Annotated in this window: 17 protein-coding genes and 1 tRNA gene; 1 reads left to right on the top strand and 17 read right to left on the bottom strand. The window is 71.7% G+C overall.

Translation table 11 applies throughout. The annotated features are described in order from the left end of the window. Positions 1–31: 31 nt before the first annotated feature. The 13 genes from ACZ7G3_RS04340 to ACZ7G3_RS04280 form a co-directional block, all read right to left on the bottom strand. Positions 32–709: an arsenate reductase/protein-tyrosine-phosphatase family protein gene (locus ACZ7G3_RS04340; protein WP_426523575.1), complete on the bottom strand. Its 678-nt coding sequence runs from the start codon at positions 707–709 to the stop codon at positions 32–34. Then, positions 706–1,353, bottom strand: coding sequence for an L-threonylcarbamoyladenylate synthase (locus ACZ7G3_RS04335; protein ID WP_053137111.1), 648 nt, complete (start codon positions 1,351–1,353; stop codon positions 706–708). The genes ACZ7G3_RS04340 and ACZ7G3_RS04335 overlap by 4 nt, the downstream gene beginning before the upstream one ends. 49 nt (positions 1,354–1,402) lie before the next feature. After that, on the bottom strand, positions 1,403–2,248 hold the full coding sequence (gene prmC, locus ACZ7G3_RS04330; protein WP_426599765.1) for a peptide chain release factor N(5)-glutamine methyltransferase: 846 nt from the start codon (positions 2,246–2,248) through the stop codon (positions 1,403–1,405). A gap of 52 nt (positions 2,249–2,300) precedes the next feature. Beyond that, positions 2,301–3,377 (bottom strand): peptide chain release factor 1, encoded by a 1,077-nt coding sequence (gene prfA, locus ACZ7G3_RS04325; protein WP_426523577.1) that lies wholly within the window; start codon positions 3,375–3,377, stop codon positions 2,301–2,303. A gap of 108 nt (positions 3,378–3,485) precedes the next feature. Further along, entirely contained in the window at positions 3,486–3,710 is a 225-nt protein-coding gene (gene rpmE / locus ACZ7G3_RS04320) for a 50S ribosomal protein L31 (protein ID WP_398136479.1), read from the bottom strand. A gap of 149 nt (positions 3,711–3,859) precedes the next feature. Next, positions 3,860–4,996: an LCP family protein gene (locus ACZ7G3_RS04315; RefSeq protein WP_470923127.1), complete on the bottom strand. Its 1,137-nt coding sequence runs from the start codon at positions 4,994–4,996 to the stop codon at positions 3,860–3,862. Between the two features lie 423 nt (positions 4,997–5,419). Next, positions 5,420–7,495, bottom strand: coding sequence for a transcription termination factor Rho (rho, locus tag ACZ7G3_RS04310; RefSeq protein WP_470923126.1), 2,076 nt, complete (start codon positions 7,493–7,495; stop codon positions 5,420–5,422). Positions 7,496–7,906: 411 nt separating this feature from the next. Next, positions 7,907–8,836, bottom strand: coding sequence for a homoserine kinase (gene thrB / locus ACZ7G3_RS04305; RefSeq protein ID WP_426599768.1), 930 nt, complete (start codon positions 8,834–8,836; stop codon positions 7,907–7,909). A gap of 579 nt (positions 8,837–9,415) precedes the next feature. Continuing rightward, a complete protein-coding gene (gene thrC, locus ACZ7G3_RS04300) occupies positions 9,416–10,474 on the bottom strand; it encodes a threonine synthase (protein WP_361739173.1) in 1,059 nt (352 codons plus the stop codon). A 6-nt stretch (positions 10,475–10,480) separates the two neighbouring features. Then, positions 10,481–11,770 carry a homoserine dehydrogenase gene (locus ACZ7G3_RS04295; protein WP_426523588.1) on the bottom strand — a complete coding sequence of 430 codons (1,290 nt, stop codon included), beginning with the start codon at positions 11,768–11,770 and terminating at the stop codon, positions 10,481–10,483. A gap of 221 nt (positions 11,771–11,991) precedes the next feature. Continuing rightward, positions 11,992–13,392, bottom strand: coding sequence for a diaminopimelate decarboxylase (gene lysA, locus ACZ7G3_RS04290; RefSeq protein ID WP_470923125.1), 1,401 nt, complete (start codon positions 13,390–13,392; stop codon positions 11,992–11,994). Between the two features lie 18 nt (positions 13,393–13,410). Then, a complete protein-coding gene (gene nrtL / locus ACZ7G3_RS04285; protein WP_470923124.1) occupies positions 13,411–14,490 on the bottom strand; it encodes an ArgS-related anticodon-binding protein NrtL in 1,080 nt (359 codons plus the stop codon). Positions 14,491–14,640: 150 nt separating this feature from the next. Next, entirely contained in the window at positions 14,641–15,081 is a 441-nt protein-coding gene (locus ACZ7G3_RS04280) for a response regulator (RefSeq protein ID WP_470923123.1), read from the bottom strand. 212 nt (positions 15,082–15,293) lie between these two features. On the opposite strand from ACZ7G3_RS04280, the gene ACZ7G3_RS04275 reads away from it, so the two are divergent. Beyond that, positions 15,294–15,365, top strand: a tRNA-Arg gene (locus ACZ7G3_RS04275). Positions 15,366–15,607: 242 nt separating this feature from the next. On the opposite strand, the gene ACZ7G3_RS04270 is transcribed toward ACZ7G3_RS04275, so the two are convergent. The 4 genes from ACZ7G3_RS04270 to ACZ7G3_RS04255 are packed head-to-tail and all read right to left on the bottom strand — an operon-like array spanning position 15,608 to position 18,822. Then, positions 15,608–16,993, bottom strand: a complete 1,386-nt coding sequence (locus ACZ7G3_RS04270) for a tyrosine-type recombinase/integrase (RefSeq protein ID WP_470923122.1) — start codon at positions 16,991–16,993, stop codon at positions 15,608–15,610. Continuing rightward, complete coding sequence (locus ACZ7G3_RS04265; RefSeq protein WP_470923121.1) at positions 16,990–17,205, bottom strand: helix-turn-helix transcriptional regulator; 216 nt, start codon at positions 17,203–17,205, stop codon at positions 16,990–16,992. Before ACZ7G3_RS04265 ends, ACZ7G3_RS04270 begins: the two co-directional genes overlap by 4 nt. Next, positions 17,195–18,562 (bottom strand): replication initiator, encoded by a 1,368-nt coding sequence (locus tag ACZ7G3_RS04260; RefSeq protein ID WP_470923120.1) that lies wholly within the window; start codon positions 18,560–18,562, stop codon positions 17,195–17,197. The genes ACZ7G3_RS04265 and ACZ7G3_RS04260 overlap by 11 nt, the downstream gene beginning before the upstream one ends. After that, positions 18,559–18,822 carry a hypothetical protein gene (locus tag ACZ7G3_RS04255; protein ID WP_269957701.1) on the bottom strand — a complete coding sequence of 88 codons (264 nt, stop codon included), beginning with the start codon at positions 18,820–18,822 and terminating at the stop codon, positions 18,559–18,561. Before ACZ7G3_RS04255 ends, ACZ7G3_RS04260 begins: the two co-directional genes overlap by 4 nt. Between the last annotated feature and the right edge of the window lie 58 nt (positions 18,823–18,880).

Genomic DNA, 18,880 nt, shown 5'->3' with positions numbered 1-18,880 from the left:
CGAAGCCGCCCGGCGTCGCGCGGCGTCCCGGCTACGTCCGCGCCGCGACCCCCGTCAGCGCCGTCACCACCGGATCCAGCGCCTGGTGTATCTCGTCCCCGATCGACCGGAAGAACGGCAGCGGCGCCCCGTACGGGTCGTACACCTCGTCCGCCTCCACCGTGGGGGCCAGCAGCCAGCCGCGCAGCGCGGCGGCGGCGCGGACCAGGGCGCGCGCACGGGCGACCACCCCGTCCTCGAGGGGCGGCAGCGTCGCCGGGTCGATGGCGTTCACCAGGCGGGTGAACTCCTTGAGGGTGAAGGTGCGCAGGCCGGCCGAGTGCCCCATGGAGATGACCTGCGCCCGGTGGTCCCGGGTCGCGGTCAGCACGAGGTCCGCGCGGATCACGTGCTCGTCGAGCAGCTCGCGCCCGGTGAAGCCGGCCGCGTCCGCGCCGAAGTCCGCCAGGACCGTCTCCGCGTTCGACTCCATGGGCGCGCCCTCGTGGCCCCAGGTGCCCGCGCTCTCCACGATGAGTCCGCCGCCCAGCACGCCGAGCCGCTCCGTCACGAAATGCCGGGTCAGCCGCTCGGTGATGGGCGAGCGGCAGACGTTGCCGGTGCTGACGTGGAGGATGCGGAAGCTGTCGCGCGGAAAGCCGAACGTCGTCGTGATCTCCGCGGCGCGTTCCCCGTCGCCTATGCCACGCCCCGTCTCAGGGGCCGTCAATTCGCCACCTCGAGGTCGGGTACCACCTTGCGCAGTTCCTCCGCCGACAACGCGCCCGCGCGCAGCAGCACGGGCACCTCGCGGGTGACGTCGACGATGGACGACGGGACGTTGCCGGGGGTGGGGCCGCCGTCGAGGTAGACGGAGACGGAGTCGCCGAGCATCTGCTGGGCGGCGTCGCAGTCCTCGGGCGCCGGGTGGCCGGTGAGGTTGGCGGAGGAGACGGCCATGGGGCCGACCTCGGTGAGCAGCTCGATGGCGACGGGGTGCAGCGGCATGCGGACGGCGACCGTGCCGCGGGTGTCGCCGAGGTCCCACTGGAGGGACGGCTGGTGCTTGGCGACGAGCGTCAGCGCGCCCGGCCAGAAGGCGTCGACCAGCTCCCAGGCCAGCTCGGAGAAGTCGGTGACCAGGCCGTGCAGGGTGTTCGGCGAGCCGATGAGGACGGGGGTGGGCATGTTGCGTCCCCGGCCCTTGGCGTCCAGCAGGTCGGCGACGGCCTCCCCGGTGAAGGCGTCGGCTCCGATGCCGTACACGGTGTCCGTCGGCAGCACCACGAGCTCGCCACGGCGGACGGCGGACGCGGCCTCGCGCAGACCGGTCACACGGTCGGTCGCGTCGTTGGTGTCGTATCGCCGTGCCATTAGCGGGCCTCCTCGTACACGTACTGCGGGGTTGAAGTCAGGGGGACGGTCACGGCAGCGCCTTGCGGGCGGTCGCGAACCGCGGGCGGTTGTTGAGGTCGGGGTGGTCGGCCGCGTCGGCCCAGCCCCGTTCCTCGGTGAAGATCCACGGCACCTGGCCGCCCTGGGTGTCGGCGTGCTCGACGACGACCACTCCGCCGGGGCGCAGCAGGCGGTGCGCGGTGCGTTCCAGGCCGCGGATGAGGTCGAGGCCGTCCTCGCCGGAGAACAGGGCCAGCTCGGGATCGTGGTCGCGGGCCTCGGGGGCGACGTACTCCCACTCGGTGAGCGGGATGTACGGCGGGTTGGAGACCACCAGGTCGACCTGGCCGTCGAGGTCCGGGAAGGCCGTCAGGGCGTCGCCCTGGCGCAGTTCGACCCTGGACCCCTCCATGTTCTTCCGCGTCCACACCAGGGCGTCCTCGGACAGCTCCACGGCGTACACGCGCGAGCGGGGCACCTCCTGGGCGAGCGCGAGCGCGATGGCGCCCGAGCCGGTGCACAGGTCGACGATGCACGGCTCGACGACGTCCATGGCGCGTACGGCGTCTATGGCCCAGCCGACGACGGACTCGGTCTCGGGGCGGGGCACGAAGACGCCGGGGCCGACCTGGAGCTCCAGGTAGCGGAAGTAGGCGCGTCCGGTGATGTGCTGGAGCGGTTCGCGCGCCTCGCGGCGGGCGATCACCTCCCAGTACCGGGCGTCGAAGTCCGCGTCCGGCACGGTGTGCAGCTCGCCCCGCTTGACGCCGTGCAGATGGGCGGCGAGCTCCTCGGCGTCGGTGCGCGGCGAGGGCACGCCGGCGTCGGCCAGCCGCTGGGTGGCCTGGGCCACCTCCGCGAGCAGCAGGTTCACGCTGGTCCTCCGGGGGCTGAGCTGTGGTCCGGTGCGGGTGGTGCGGCGGTGCCTACGCGGCGGCGAGCTTGGCCGCCGAGTCCGCGTCGACGCAGGCCTGGATCACCGGGTCGATGTCGCCGTCCAGGACCTGGTCCAGGTTGTACGCCTTGAAGCCGACGCGGTGGTCCGAGATGCGGTTCTCCGGGAAGTTGTACGTACGGATCTTCTCGGAGCGGTCGACGGTGCGGACCTGGCTGCGGCGGGCGTCCGCGGCCTCCTTCTCCGCCTCCTCCTGCGCCGCCGCGAGCAGCCTCGAGCGCAGGATACGCATCGCCTGCTCCTTGTTCTGCAGCTGGCTCTTCTCGTTCTGGCAGGAGGCGACGACTCCGGTCGGAATGTGCGTGATGCGCACGGCGGAGTCGGTGGTGTTGACGGACTGGCCGCCGGGGCCGGAGGACCGGTAGACGTCGATGCGGAGGTCGTTGGGGTTGATCTCGACGTCGATCTCCTCGGCCTCGGGCGTGACGAGCACACCGGCCGCGGAGGTGTGGATGCGGCCCTGGGACTCGGTCGCGGGCACCCGCTGCACGCGGTGCACCCCGCCCTCGTACTTCAGCCGCGCCCAGACGCCCTGTCCGGGCTCGGTGGCGCCCTGGCCGCCCTTGGTCTTCACGGCGACCTGGACGTCCTTGTAGCCGCCCAGCTCGGACTCGGTGGCGTCGATGATCTCGGTCTTCCAGCCGACCCGCTCGGCGTAGCGCAGGTACATGCGCAGCAGGTCGCCGGCGAAGAGCGCCGACTCGTCGCCGCCCGCGCCCGCCTTGATCTCCAGGATGACGTCCTTGTCGTCGCTGGGGTCGCGCGGGACGAGCAGGAGGCGGAGCTTCTCGGTGAGCTCCTCGCGCTGCTTGTCCAGCTCCTTGACCTCGGCGGCGAAGTCCGGGTCGTCCGCGGCCAGCTCGCGCGCGGTCTCCATGTCGTCGCCGGTCTGCTTCCAGGAGCGGAACGTGGCGACGATCGGGGTGAGCTCGGCGTACCGCTTGTTCAGCTTGCGCGCGTTGGCCTGGTCGGAGTGGACCGACGGGTCGGCGAGCTTCTTCTCCAGGTCGGCGTGCTCGGCGACGAGTTCCTCGACGGCCTCGAACATCTTGGGCTCCTGCTACTGCTTGGGAAGGGGAAGACGGGCGACCAAAAACGCCGGTCCCGGCGCTCCCCCGGCTGGGGGCGCGGCCGTGGACCGGCGGTTGGAGGCTCGCTACTTCTTGGAGCCGGCGGCAGCCTTGCCGAAGCGGGCCTCGAAGCGGGCCACACGGCCACCGGTGTCGAGGATCTTCTGCTTGCCCGTGTAGAACGGGTGGCACTCGGAGCAGACCTCAGCGCGGATGGTGCCGCTCTGGATGGTGCTGCGGGTGGTGAACGACGCGCCACAGGTGCAGCTGACCTGCGTCTCGACGTACTCGGGGTGGGTGTCGCGCTTCAAGGTGTCTCCTAGTGTTCCTGGAGGGCGCCGGGTCGCCGCCGCGGGATGCGGGGGCGTGAACCGGGGCCGACGTACCAGTCTGCCAGGACTGGCGTCTTCTCCCAAAACCGGGGGCCGCGGCCGTCTATTCCCCGGGCCTCCCCACGCCCCTACGGGGCGCTGTTCACCACGCCCTCGGCGCCGCCCGACGCCGTGCCCCGCGTCGCCGCCGCCGGGACCGGCCTGTCGTTCTTGAGGGCGGTCCACACCTGCTCGGCCTTGGTCTTCTCCACCAGGACGCGGTTGGCGTCCGCGGGGTCGTAGACGACCGGCATCGTGACCATGTTCATGTTCGAGGCGTCGATGCCCTTGAGGCCGCTCGCGAAGGACATCAGGGAGTTCACCGAGCCCAGGTCGGAGTCGGTGGTCAGCGTCTTGGTGGCGGTGTCGGCGATGTCGTACAGCTTCTTGGGGTTGCCGAGCAGGCCGATGTCCTTGACCCGGTCGGCCAGGGCCTTGACGAAGGCCTGCTGGAGCTGGATGCGGCCGAGGTCGGAGCCGTCGCCGACGCCGTGCCGGGTGCGGACCAGGCCGAGGGCCTGCTCGCCGGTCAGCGTGTGGGTGCCGGCGGGCAGGTCGAGGTGGCTGTCGGGGTCCTTGATGGCCTCGGTGGTGGTGACCTCGACGCCGCCGAGGTCGTCGACGAGCTGCTGGAAGCCGCTGAAGTCGACCTCCAGGTAGTGGTCCATGCGCAGACCGCTGATCGACTCCACGGTCTTCACGGCACAGGCGGCGCCGCCGGTGGAGTAGGCGGAGTTGAACATCACCTCCTCGGCGGCGGGGTGCTCATTGCCGTCGGCGTCGGTGCACGCGGGGCGGTCGACGAGGGTGTCGCGCGGGATGGAGACCACGCTGGCCTTCTTGTGGCCCTTGTGGACGTGCACGACCATCGCCGTGTCGGAGCGGGCGGTGCCGTCGTCGGTGCCGCCGCCGAGCTCCTTGTTGCCGTCGGCGCGGGTGTCGGAGCCGAGGACGAGGATGTTCTCGGAGCCGTTGCCGGCCTTCTCGGGCCGGTCGGTGCCGAGGACCTGGTCGATGTCGACGCTCTGGAGGTTGCCGTTGAGCTTGAAGAACAGCACCCCGGCGCCGGTGCCGCCCAGGACGACGACGCCCGCGGCGGTCCAGGCCGCGACCAGCAGGGCCTTGCGCCGCCCGCTGCGCGGTCTGCGGCGGCGGCCCTTGCCCCGGTGGCGGGACCCGGAAGCCTTCCCGGGTATGGCGGGATCCGGCGTGCTCTCGGCGGACATGTGCTCCTCGGCTCTCGTACGGTCGGTTACCCCCTGGGCTCGGGGTCGGGCCGGCCGGCGCCGGCGATATGGCCGGTACCTCACCATCGTCCCTCCGTGGAGGGACGGAGAAACCCGGCACAGGGTTGCACAGCGCCCTGTGGGCTCCCGGTGCGCAGCGGGCACGGAGCGGAAATGGAACGGGTACGGAGCGTGTTCGAGTCGCGTCCGGGCGCTGTGCGGGGGCCGCGCGCGCATGGCTTTCACCTGCGCTTTTGCTCCGGGTGTCCACTGACGGCCGTTATCAGCGCAGTGACGTTGCGTGTGGCAAAGGTCTCGTTTCGGCAACGGCCGGTGTGCGGGTGGAGTGGGCGGGCGGACGCGGAAGGGCCGCTCCCGGTGCGGGAGCGGCCCTTTCGTCGATGCGTGCCGGAGGTCCGGCCGTCAGTCGCCGTTGCCCGGCGTCGGGGTCGTCTTCTGGATCTGCATCAGGAACTCGCCGTTCGACTTGGTCTGCTTCATCTTGTCGAGGAGCAGCTCGATCGCCTGCTGCTGGTCGAGGGCGTGCAGCACCCGGCGCAGCTTCCAGGTGACGGCGAGCTCCTCGCTGCCGAGCAGGATCTCTTCCTTGCGGGTGCCGGACGCGTCGACGTCCACCGCCGGGAAGATGCGCTTGTCGGCGAGCTTCCGGTCGAGCTTGAGCTCGGCGTTGCCGGTGCCCTTGAACTCCTCGAAGATGACCTCGTCCATGCGGGACCCGGTGTCCACCAGTGCGGTGGCGAGGATGGTCAGCGAGCCGCCGTCCTCGATGTTGCGGGCCGCACCGAAGAAGCGCTTCGGCGGGTACAGGGCGGTCGAGTCGACACCACCGGACAGGATGCGGCCGGAGGCCGGGGCGGCGAGGTTGTACGCGCGGCCCAGACGGGTGATCGAGTCGAGCAGGACGACCACGTCGTGACCCAGCTCCACGAGGCGCTTGGCGCGCTCGATGGCGAGCTCGGCGACCGTGGTGTGGTCCTCGGCCGGGCGGTCGAAGGTCGAGGAGATGACCTCGCCCTTCACCGACCGCTGCATGTCGGTGACCTCTTCCGGACGCTCGTCGACCAGGACGACCATCAGGTGGCACTCGGGGTTGTTGTGCGTGATCGCGTTGGCGATCGCCTGCATGATCATGGTCTTGCCGGTCTTCGGCGGGGCCACGATCAGACCGCGCTGTCCCTTGCCGATGGGCGCGACGAGGTCGATGATGCGGGTGGTGAGGACGCCGGGGTCCGTCTCCAGACGGAGGCGGTCCTGCGGGTAGAGCGGCGTCAGCTTGTTGAACTCCGGCCGCCCGCGGCCGTGTTCGGGCGCCATGCCGTTGACGGAGTCCAGGCGCACCAGCGCGTTGAACTTCTCGCGGCGCTCGCCCTCCTTGGGCTGGCGCACGGCACCGGTGAGGTGGTCGCCCTTGCGCAGGCCGTTCTTGCGGACCTGGGCGAGGGAGACGTACACGTCGTTGGGGCCGGGCAGGTAGCCGGAGGTCCGGATGAACGCGTAGTTGTCGAGGATGTCGAGGATGCCGGCCACCGGGATGAGGACGTCGTCCTCGTTGACCTGGGGCTCCTGGATCTCGTCGCGTCCGCGGCGGCCCCGGCGGTCCCGGTAGCGGCCACGGCGGCCGCGGCGTCCGCCGTCGAAGTCGTCCCCATCCTCGTCGGCCCGCTGCTGGCGGTCCTGGCCGCCGCCCTGCTGCCGGCGCTGCTGGCCGCCGCCCTGGTTCTGCTGGTCGTCGCCCTTGCCCCGGCGGTCGCGGTCGCGTCCGCGGTCGCCGCGGTCGCGGTCACCACGGTCACGGTCGCGGTCGCCGCGGTCACGGCGGTCGCGACGGCGGCCTTCGCCGCCCTCACCGTCGAGGCGGGCGTCGCCCTGGCCCTGCTGCTGGCCGGAGGGCTCGGTCTTCGGCTCGCTCTTCGTCTCGACGGCCACCGTCTCGGTGACGGCGGACGGGCTGCCCGCGTCGGCGGTGGCCCGGCGGCGACGGCGCTCGGAGGGGGCGTCGTCGGTGGCCTTGTCGGCCGTCGGCGAGACCTTGGGGGTCGGCTGGCCGGGGATGTCGATCTGCTGCTGGGCGGCTGCCTTGTCGGCGGCCGCCTTGTCCGCCTTCTTCTCGGCCCGGCCGGCCTTCTCCGCCTTCTCGGCGGGGGCCTCGTCACCCGTACGGGCCCGGGAGGTGCTGCGGCGCTTCGGCTTGGTCTCGCCGGCGGCGTCCGCCGCGGCGGGCGCGGCCTTGGCGGGGGCGCCGCCCGCGGCCTGCGCCTCCTTGATGACCTCGATCAGCTGGCTCTTGCGCATACGCGCGGTGCCCCTGATGCCGAGGCCGGATGCGACCTGCTGCAGCTCGGCCAGCACCATGCCCTCGAGGCCGGTACCACGGCGCCGCCGGGAGCCGGCACCGGTGGCAGGCGCGGAGGCGTCCGTGGAGGGCGCGGCAGCGGTCTCCTCGACACGTGCGCCCATCAGATCGGTGGTGTCGCTCACGAAGGGTCCTTCCCTGGAGCGGACGTCGGCCTGTCTGGCTCGGCGACCGGTTGTGCTGTCCGGCTTCGGTCCTTGCTGTGCGAACCGTGCCGGGGCGGTGGTCCGCCTGAACGGCGGAAGAGATATCTGGTGATGGCGCTTCCCCTAGCCGTGGCACCCAGTGTCTGTGCCATGCGGCGTGGTCGCACCGGTTCCGAAGCGTGCCCGGCGGGCCGCTCAGTGTCCGTGTCGGCCGTACTGATCACGTACGACGTCCACGGCACAAGGCGGCTTGGGGGGCTCCCGGAAGAATGTCTGTCCCGGACGGGGACACGAGGCACCTCGCCATGGTGGGGTCGGGTGCAGACTTGAGATTAACACTACCGGATCCAACAAATATTCCCCCTCTCGAAATCCGGCAACCGTATGCCTCTAAATGTCGCTGGAGGGCGCCAGCGGCAGGACGCTCGCGCCCTGCTGGTCCAGGCTGAGCCGGTTGGCCGCCCAGTCCGTACCTGCCAGCGCCTCGACCTTGTCGGCCGTGTCGGCGTCGGCCAGGGCCATCACGGTGGGTCCGGCACCCGAGATCACCGCGGGGATGCCGTCGCCGCGCAGCCGCTCCACCAGCGCCGCGCTCTCCGGCATGGCCGGCGCGCGGTACTCCTGGTGCAGGCGGTCCTCGGTGGCCGGCAGCAGCAGCTCGGGGCGCCTGGTGAGCGCCTCGACGAGCAGCGCGGCGCGGCCGGCGTTGGTGGCGGCGTCGACGTGCGGGACGCTGCGCGGGAGGAGACCTCGTGCGGTCTCCGTCAGTACCGGCTTTCCGGGCACGAAAACCACCGGAACGATGGAATCGGCGGGCTCCATCCTGATGGCCCGGGCGGCGCCGGAATCCATCCAGGACAGGGTGAAGCCGCCCAGCAGACAGGCCGCCACGTTGTCGGGATGGCCTTCGATCTCGGTGGCGAGGTCGAGCAGCGCGGCGTCGTCGAGGCGGGATTCGCCGCCTATGGTCACCGCGCGCGCCGCGACGATGCCGGCGCAGATGGCGGCGGAGGAGGAGCCGAGGCCGCGGCCGTGCGGGATGCGGTTGGCGCAGACGATCTCCAGGCCGCGCGGCTGTCCGCCCAGGAGGTCGAAGGCGGTGCGCAGGGCGCGGACGAGGAGGTGCTTCTCGTCGCGCGGCAGCGTCTCGCTGCCCTCGCCCGCGATGTCGATGTGCAGCCCTGAGTCGGCCACCCGGACGACGACGTCGTCGTACAAGCCCAGCGCGAGGCCGAGGGCGTCGAAGCCCGGGCCGAGGTTGGCGCTGGTGGCGGGGACGCGCACCCGGACGGCGGCGGCGCGGAACGCTGGACCGGCCATCGCTTGATGACTCTCCTTGAGCTGCGTGACTGTCGAATGAGATTCGATGACTTACGGAACCCGGGCTCGCCGCTGCCTGCCCAACGGCCGACCACCGCCTGCCCGACGACTCCCGGCCGCTTCCCGACCGCGGAGACGGCGCGGCACCACGGCATATGCGGCGGGCGGGTTCGGTACAGCCTATCGAAGGAAGGTTCTGTGGCGACATAGGGCGCACAGGAGGCGCACGATGCGTGTCGTAAGCCCCCTGTGCACCCCCCGTCAGTGACATGCCCGGCTGGACGTCGCTTACGCCCCCGTACGCTGGGCGCGTTTCACGGGGACCACCGGATCACGGGACCACGGGACCACGGGACCACGGGACCACGGGACCACGGGACCACGGGACCACGGGACCACGGGACCACGGGACCACGGGACCACAGGATCAGGGGACCACAGGATCAGGGGACCCCGGGACCACAGGATCACGGGACCCCGGGACCCCGGGACCCCGGGACCACAGGACCCCGGGACCACAGGATCACGGGACCCCGGGACCCCTGGGACGGATGACGGGGATGTCGGGGACGGGGTCCCTCAGATCAGACCGAGCCGCTCGGCCGCCGTCGCCGCGTCGACCGGGACGGTGACCGGCTGCGGGGCGCCGGCGACGGCCCAGTCCGGGTCCTTCAGCCCGTTGCCGGTGACGGTGCACACGATCCGCTGTCCCGGGTCGACCTTGCCCTGCTCGGCGGCCTTCAGCAGACCGGCCACCGACGCGGCGGACGCGGGCTCCACGAAGACGCCCTCCTGCGAGGCCAACAGCCGGTAGGCGCGCAGGATCTCACGGTCCGTCACCTCGTCGATGGCGCCGCCCGACTCGTCCCGCGCGGCGAGCGCGAAGTCCCACGAGGCAGGGTTGCCGATGCGGATGGCGGTGGCGATGGTCGACGGGTCCTTGACGACCTCGCCGCGCACGATCGGGGCGCTGCCGGAGGCCTGGAACCCCCACATGCGCGGCGCCTTCGTGCTGACCTTGTCGGCGGCGTACTCCTTGTACCCCTTCCAGTACGCGGTGATGTTGCCCGCGTTGCCCACCGGCAGGACGTGGATGTCGGGCGCGTCGCCGAGCATGTCCACGATCTCGAAGGCGGCCGTCTTCTGCCCCTCTATACGCACCGGGTTGACCGAATTGACCAGCGCCACGGGATAGTTGTCGCTGAGCGCGCGGGCGAGCGTGAGGCAGTCGTCGAAGTTGCCGTCGACCTGGAGGATCTTCGCGCCGTGCACGAGGGCCTGGCCCATCTTGCCGAGCGCGATCTTGCCCTGCGGCACGAGGACGGCGGACACCATCCCGGCCCGCACGCCGTACGCGGCGGCGGAGGCGGAGGTGTTGCCGGTGGACGCGCAGATGACGGCCTGCGCACCCTCCTCCTTGGCCTTGCTGATGGCCATGGTCATGCCGCGGTCCTTGAAGGACCCGGTCGGGTTCGCCCCCTCGACCTTGAGGTGGACCTCGCAGCCCGTGCGCTCGGAGAGCACCTGCGCGGGCACGAGCGGCGTGCCGCCCTCGCGGAGCGTCACGACGGGCGTGCTGTCGGAGACGGGCAGCCTGTCCCGGTACTCCTCGATGATTCCGCGCCACTGGTGGGTCATTGCTGGTTACTCTCCTTCAACCCGCATGATGCTGGCGACACCCCGCACGGTGTCGAGCTTGCGCAGCGCCTCGACCGTACCGCCGAGGGCGGCGTCGGACGCACGGTGGGTGACGACGACGAGGGATGCCTCGCCGTCCTTGCCGGACTGCCGCACGGTGTCGATGGAGACACCGTGCTCCGCGAACACGGTCGCGACCTGGGCGAGCACGCCCGGTTTGTCGGCCACGTCGAGGCTGATGTGGTAGCGCGTGACGACGTCGCCCATCGGCGAGACGGGAAGCGCCGCGTACGCGGACTCGCCGGGTCCGGTGGCGCCGCCCAGCCGGTTGCGGCAGACGGCGACGAGGTCGCCGAGCACGGCGGACGCGGTCGGCGAACCGCCGGCGCCGGGCCCGTAGAACATGAGCTGACCGGCCGCGTCGGACTCGACGAAGACGGCGTTGTAGGCGCCGCGCACGTTCGCCAGCGGATGGCTGAGCGGGATCATCGCGGGGTGCACGCGCGCGGTGACCGACCCCCCGTCCGCGGCCCGCTCGCAGATGGCGAGGAGCTTGATGGTGCAGCCCATCTCCTTGGCGGAGGCGAAGTCGGCGGCGGTGACCTCGGTCATGCCCTCGCGGTAGACGTCGTCGAGGCGCACGCGCGTGTGGAAGGCGATCCCGGCGAGGATGGCGGCCTTGGCGGCGGCGTCGAAGCCCTCGACGTCGGCGGTCGGGTCGGCCTCCGCGTACCCGAGGGCGGTGGCCTCGTCGAGCGCCTCCTGGTACCCGGCGCCGGTGCTGTCCATGGCGTCGAGGATGAAGTTGGTCGTCCCGTTGACGATGCCGAGCACCCGGTTGACCTTGTCGCCGGCGAGGGACTCGCGCAGCGGCCGGATCAGCGGGATGGCACCGGCGACGGCGGCCTCGTAGTACAGGTCCTTGCCGTTCGCGTCCGCCGCGGCGTGCAGCGTGGCGCCGTCCTGCGCGAGGAGCGCCTTGTTGGCGGACACGACCGACGCGCCGTGCTCGAAGGCGGTGGTGATGAGGGTCCGGGCGGGTTCGATCCCGCCGATGACCTCGACGACGACGTCGATGTCCCCGCGTTTGACCAGGGCGGTGGCGTCGGTGGTGACGAGGGCGGGGTCGATGCCCTCGCGCACCCGGTCGGGCCGCCGTACGGCCACGCCCGCGAGCTCCACCGGGGCCCCGATCCGGGCGGCGAGGTCGTCGGCGTGCGTCGTCATGATGCGCGCCACCTCTGAGCCGACCACTCCACAGCCCAGCAGCGCCACCTTCAGCGGACGCGTACGCATCATCCGACCTCGTTTCCTCATACCGTCTACGGTTGGACCAGTCTCACGCACCGGACGGGACTTTCTGCCTTTCGTCCGAATCGTGAGACGTTTATTTCATTTTCGCCGGGCGGATGACGGAAGATCTTCCGCCCGGTTCGTCGTCTGTCCGCCTGCGCGCCCGTCCGCCCGCCGCACGTCCGCCCATTCGCCCGTCCGTCTGCCGGTTCTCACCCGGCTGCTCACCCGACGTCGAGACGCAGCAGGTCCTCCTCGGTCTCCCGCCGCACGATGACCCGCGCCTCGCCGTCCCGTACGGCGACCACGGGCGGACGCAGCACGTGGTTGTAGTTGCTGGCCATGGAACGGCAGTACGCCCCGGTCGCCGGTACGGCGATGAGGTCACCGGGTGCCAGGTCACCCGGCAGGAAGGCGTCCTTGACCACGATGTCCCCGCTCTCGCAGTGCTTGCCGACGACCCGCACGAGCATGGCCTCGGCGTCGGAGGTGCGGGAGACGAGGGCGACGCTGTACTCGGCGTCGTACAGCGCGGTGCGGATGTTGTCCGACATGCCGCCGTCGACGGAGACGTACGTACGCAACCCGTCGAGCGGCTTGACGGTGCCGACCTCGTAGAGCGTGAAGGCGGTGGGCCCGACGATGGCACGTCCCGGCTCGACGGAGATACGGGGCGTGCGCAGCCTGGCGCTCTCGCACTCCCGCGTGACGATCTCGGTCAGCGCCTTGGCGATCTCGTGCGGCTCACGGGGGTCGTCGTCGCTGGTGTACGCGATCCCGAGCCCGCCGCCGAGGTCGATCTCGGGCAGCTCGACACCGTGCTCGTCGCGGATGTCCTTGAGCAGCCCGACCACCCGGTGGGCGGCGACCTCGAATCCCGACATGTCGAAGATCTGCGACCCGATGTGCGAGTGGATCCCGATGACCTCGAGCCCGTCGAGCTGGAGCGCCCGCCGCACGGCTTCCGCCGCCTGCCCGCCGGCCAGCGGAATCCCGAACTTCTGGTCCTCGTGGGCGGTGGCGATGAACTCGTGCGTGTGCGCCTCGACTCCCACGGTGATACGGATCTGCACCCGCTGCCGCTTGCCCAGCGACTGGGCGATGTGGGCGACGCGCACGATCTCCTGGAAGGAGTCGAGCACGATCCGCCCGACGCCGGCGCGGACGGCCCGCTCGATCTCCTCGGGCGACTTGTTGTTGCCGTGGAAGGCGATGCGGTCGGCGGGCATCCCGGCGGACAGCGCGGTGGCCAGCTCGCCCCCCGAGCACACGTCGAGGTTCAGCCCCTCCTCGTCCAGCCACCGCACGACGGCGCGCGACAGGAAGGCCTTGCCCGCGTAGAAGACGTCGGCATCCGCGCCGAAGGCGGTACGCCAGGCCCGCGCCCGGGCCCGGAAGTCGGCCTCGTCGAGGACGTAGGCGGGGGTGCCGTACTCCTCGGCGAGCCGCGTGACGGGGATCCCGCCGACGGTGACGACACCGTCCGCGTCCCGGCCGACGGTCTGGGACCAGACCTTGGCGTCGAGGACGTTGAGGTCGGCGGGCGGGGCTGCGCTCGACGCGGAGCGCCCCTCGGGAAGGACGTCGGCGTGACGGGGCCCGGCGGGGTGTGCGGAACGGCTCATGTCGTCTACTGCGCTCTCTCAGAGGTGGTCGGGTGCGTCGATACCGAGGAGGGACAGGCCGCCGGCCAGCACCGCCCCGACGGCTTCGGCGAGGGCCAGCCGGGCGCGGTGGGCGGCCGAGGGTTTCTCCCCACCGCGGGGCAGCACGGCGGGCAGGAGGGGCAGCGCGGCGTCGGCGACGGTGACGAGGTGCCGGGCGACCCGGTCGGGGGCGCGGTGCGCCGCGGCGACGGCGAGGACCCGGGGGTGGTCGGCGAGGGCGGCGAGGACGTCCCGCCCCGTGCCGGTCACCGGGCCGGGCTCGGCGGCGAAGCGGAGATCCGCGGCGTTGCGGGTCAGGGCACGGGTGCGGGCATGGGCGTACCGCACACGGAAGAGGGGGTTGCCCTCGCGCTGCACGAGGTGCTCGTCGCCGATCCGGGGCCGGTCGTGGGCGGCGGGGTGGAGCAGGGCCCAGCGGCCGGCGTCACGGCCGAGGGGCAGCGGGTCGGCGGGGGCCGGCACGGGCCGCACGTCCACCGGCAGAGCCGCGACCGCCGGACCGGCCGCGTCGACGCGTACGCCGAGGGTGGCGGTCCACTCTGGCTGGAGCGGGGCGACACAGCTGGTGCGGACCAGGGCGCCCTGGGAGCGCAGGATGCGCGCGGCGGCGTCGGCGACGACGACGGCACGGAGGTCGCGGGGGCAGTGCAGGGGCACGATGCGGCTGTCGGCCGTGCCGGCCCTGCCGGCCCTGCTGGCCCTGTCAGTCCCGTCGGCGTGCCCGTACCGGGCCCCGCACCGCAGGATCTCCTCGACGAGGTCGGCGGGCGCGGTGCCGTGGAGGCTGATGTTGAGGAACCCGGGCCCGGTCAGGACGACGTCGGTGATCCCGTCGACGTCGACGAGGTACGGCCGCAGCACCTCGGCGACCCGGCGGGGCGGCTGCCCGGCCGGCCGGGCGAGCTGGAGGGCGATGCTGGTGGCGTAGTCCCCGCACCCGCCGGGCCCCGGCGGCGCGACCACGGCTCGCTCCGGGACGCTCACGTTCAGCTCACCCGCGTCGACAGCGCGACGCACCGCGTGCAGCACGGTACGGGAGAGCTCTACGGGGGTCACGGGTCAAGCGTATGGGAGGAGGGGGGTGGGTGGGCGAACCGGTTTGCGGCAGTCCCGGGATGTGGACGGGGACCGTGCGGGAACGGGCGTGGCGAGACGGCCCAGCACACGGCAGCCGTCGCCGCGAGCCACCCGCCCGTCCGGGACCGACTAGGCCTGAGCAGGCGATTCGCTCTCCCCGGCGAGGCCGAGGACGCTGGTGAAGGAAGACGAGGCCTTCCGCTCGACCAGTTGCCGCACCAACCCGACGAGCTCGGCGGGCTCGAAGGGCTTGGAGAGGAAGGCATCGGCCCCGGCGTCGAAGCCGGCGTCGACCTCGTACTGGGTACAGGCACTGACGATGGCGATCGGAAGAGCCCGGGTCCGCGGATCGGCACGCAGCCGGGCGGCGGTCCTGAGCCCGTCGAGCCGGGGCATGACCACGTCCAGCGTGACGGCGTCGGGCTGCACCTGATGGACGACTTCAAGACACTCGGCACCATCGGCCGCGGTCACGACCTCGAAGCCCTCCAGCTCGAGATTGACCCTGATCAGCTGCCGGATGACCTTGTTGTCGTCCACAACAAGAACTCGGCCAGACGCCCTAGGCACAACTCGAGAGTAGGTCCGGACCGGCCACCGCGTCCGGGTTTTCCCCACTTCCACCCCGTGCGAGGGACAACGCCCGCGTGGCTGACGCCCCAGGAGACCCACGGGAGGCCCACGGGACACCCCACGACCCGCGAAAACCCGTTCATGACCACCCCGGGGGAGCTGGTAGTGTTCTACCCGTCGCCGCGAGCAACACCGAACGCGGCGGACACGCCCCCGTAGCTCAGGGGATAGAGCAACGGCCTCCGGAGCCGTGTGCGCAGGTTCGAATCCTGCCGGGGGCACTTCGCAGGAAGTGCCTAAAGACCCCGCCACCAGCGAGTTCGCTGGAGTCGGGGTCTTCGCGTATGTGCAGGCGGATGCCGCCGGAAGCAGCCGTTTGCCAGTGATCACGTAATGACGACGTAATGATCTTGGGCGTCGTTCGCGCAGGTGGGGGGTCGTTTTCGGGCTGCCCGCGCGGACACGGCGAAGGCCCCGGAGCGCGACACCGCCCCAGGGCCTCCGAGTGAGGCGTGTACGCCTCTCACGGCGTGCCGTCGTCCTCCCCCAGCCCTTGCATGATCCGGTCGTTCATCTCCGCTTCCTGGCCGTCGATGCACTTGGCGTAGATCTTGAGGAGCACATCCACCGAGTGCCCGGCCCGCGCTGCCACCTCCGGTGCGGGGACGCCGGAGTTGAGCCACTGGGAGACGCCGGCGTGCCGGAGGTCGTAGGGGCGGGCCGCCATCACGGAGTCGACCTGATGCGGCAGGAGAGCCAGTTCCCGCGCTTGCTTCCACACGCGGGAGTACGAGGACGCGGCGATGACGTTGCCCCGCTCGCTGAAGAACAGCCGGCCGTCTTCCGCCGTGCCGAACTCCTTGACGTGGTCGAGGAGCAAGCGGACGAGCGGGGGCGGGATGGGGACCGTCCGCACTTCGCCCGCTTCCCGTTGCTTGAGGCCCCGGCGGTCGTGCGCCTCCCCGGAGTCCGTCCACGCCTTACCGGCTGTGGGCCGTGTCTCCGCCAGTTCGATACGGCCCCATCCCTTCTCTGGGAGCGTGCAGTCCGACCGGCGCAGGCCGAGCGCTTCACCAGGCCGCATGGCCGCGTAGTACAGGCATCCGAAGAACGCCCGCAGTCGTCGACCGCTCGCCCGGTCGTAGCCGCCGACGTAGGTGAGCGCGGTCAGCAGCTCCCGTGCCTGCCGGGGGTTGACCACCACCCGCCGGTCGACTTCCTGCACAGCCCGCTTGCCCCGCTTCCTGCGCACCTGGGAGAGCGGGTTGGCGTTCAGGGCGCCCAGTTCGACCGCGTACTGCAACACGTTGAAGACCACCGCCCGACGACGCCGGTAGGTCTGTGTCGCGGCCGGCTTGCCGTCGAGGCGACGGGTCAGGGCGTCCACCAGGTCCTGGGCGCGGCTCCCCTCCGACAGTTCGGCCACGGGGAGGGACGCCTTGAACAGCCACGTCAGTGCGGCGGTGATCTCCTTGGGACGCTCCCTCTCCCGGCGAGGAGGAGGCAGCAGGTACGACCGTGCCGCGCGGCGCAGGACCGTGGGCGCCGGCCGTCCGCGCACAGCCTTGACGGGGACCGCCAGGACGGTGGAGAGCGCATCGGTCATGCTGTCACGCTGCTTCGCCGACGCCTCCGCCCACCGGGCATCCAGGTACTTCACCGCCAGCTCTACGAAGCTGAGCGCGACCTTGCCGCCCCGAAGGGAGTCGGGCAGTCCGGTCACGGTGTCGAAGGCTTCGCCCTTGTCCGCGGCGCGCAGGAGCTTGGCGCGGAAGCGGTCGGCGAGAGCCTTGGTCCTGTGCGACTCGTGGAAGGGCTGGCCGTCGACCGACCAGCGCACGAGGTGAGTCGGCTTCTTGGCGGACCGGTTGACGCTCAGCTTCCAGATGACGACCTTGTACGACTTCACCGGACACCACCGCCCATGTCCTCCGCGCGCTCCTCCACCCACGCGTCGAGCGCGTCACGCCGGACCCGGAGTTCACCGTTCGGGAGCCGGATGCAGGCGGGGGCTAGGTGGAGTTCACGCCAGCGGTAGAAGGTGCGGCGGGAGACGCCGCCCAGTTCCTCCAGCACTTGGCGCACGGTGAGCAGCTCGATGCCGGTCCGGTCACGCGCCATGGGGAACACCGTCCTCCCGTACCGAGGCCGTGAGGAGGGCGGCTTCCGGGGAGTAGCCGCGTCCGGCGTACCGCCACTGACCGACGTAGGCCACGGGATGGCCCTCCAGGCCCAAGGCGGCGCGCTGCTCCTGGGCGCGGTGCTCGGCGCGTGCCCGGCGGAGTTCGCCGAGGGTGGTCGAGTAGCGGCGGGACTTGGTGGAGAAGTGGCCGCCGTAGCCGAGCATGTGCGCCCAGCGGCGCAGGCCGAGGCCCGCGAAGGCGGGGAGGCCGCCGAGCCACCAGCACGTACCGATCATGCGCAGCACGTGCGCCCGCACCGGCAGAAGGACCATTTCCCGGGCAGACCGGATGCGTCCGTCGACCGCGCCGGCCGTCTCGGCGCCCTTGGTGGCGTACTTGGCAATGTACCCGGCCACCGCGCCCGACGCAGGCCGCTCCCCCGCAGGTGAGGCGGCAACCGGGCGTACGTCGACCTGAGCGCCGAAGCGCAGCACACGCGTCCCGACGACCGCCGAGCCAGGCGCTTGGAAGTGGACCCGTGCGACGGCCGCAGGGACGGCATCGGCGAGCAGAGTGGCGCTTGCCCAGGAGGGCGGTGGCGAGTCCGGCCCGTCCGGGCCGTCGAGGCGTACCACGGCATGGAAGTGGACGAGGCCGCGCCGCTGGTACTCGGCGACCTTCGCGTACGAGAGCCGGGCAACGTCCGCCAGCTCGGTACGGGACAGCCCAACCCTGCGGGCGATCTCCCGCCGTAGCTCGATGCCGAAGCGGTGCCAAAGCAGACCGGCGCAGGACTGCCAGAGCACGGCCCCGGCGTAGTCGTAGCAGCGGGGGCAGAGGGGTTCGCCGAGGCGGGGGTCATCCGGCGCGTGCCGCTCGGAGCAGCCGAGGGGCACGCCGTGTGGGCAGTTCTTCGCATCCCGGCGGGGACGGCACGGGCGTACGCGGCCCGACTGCTCCCGGCGGGTGTGGACCGGCCCGAAGCCGGGAGCGGTGAGGGTGGCGAACACTCGGGGGTGCTCGCTCACCGAGTCCGGTACCGCCTTGCCGCCGACGAGGCCGGCGCGTACGAGTTGGTAGGTGTCCGCCTGGTAGACGCGGGAGCAGGCGGGGCAGACCGAGGCACGGCGGTTGCCGCAGGCGGTCAGCAGACGCCTGCCGATCGGGTCGGAGCCGTCGACATCGGTCAGGGCTTCCCCCGTCGCCGTATCGACGAGGACGGCGGAGCCGACGAGGTGGACCGGGTTGGTGCAGCCGCCGAGGCGGATGACGGTACGGCGCCAGTCGAGGAAGTCGGGCCGGGCCGCACGGTCCAGCAGCGCGGCCACGGCGGGCGGGAGCGGCGGCGCGTTCATCGGCGCCCTCCGTTCCCGGGGCCGAAGGCGTACCCCATGACGGCGGCTATGGTCTCCGGTCGGGTCTTGGCGCTGAACCGGTGCGTCGGGTCCGTCAGCCAGACCGCTGCGGCGTGGCCGGGGCAGAGGCGGCGTTCGGTGTTGTCGAGGGCGACCAGGACGACCTGTTCGTGGCCGGCGCAGGTGGCCGGGTAGTCGTCGGGCGCCCGGAGGTCGCAGTCCGGCGCGTGGGATTTGCGCGGACGGTGGACGGTGGACACAGTGTGAGTGCTCCTTTCACTGCTCATGTGGCGGAGGGAGTGGGCTCCTGGCGGGGTC

It is taken from the genome of Streptomyces sp. NPDC037271, assembly GCF_055603605.1.
This window is presented reverse-complemented; position numbering and strand designations above follow the sequence as displayed.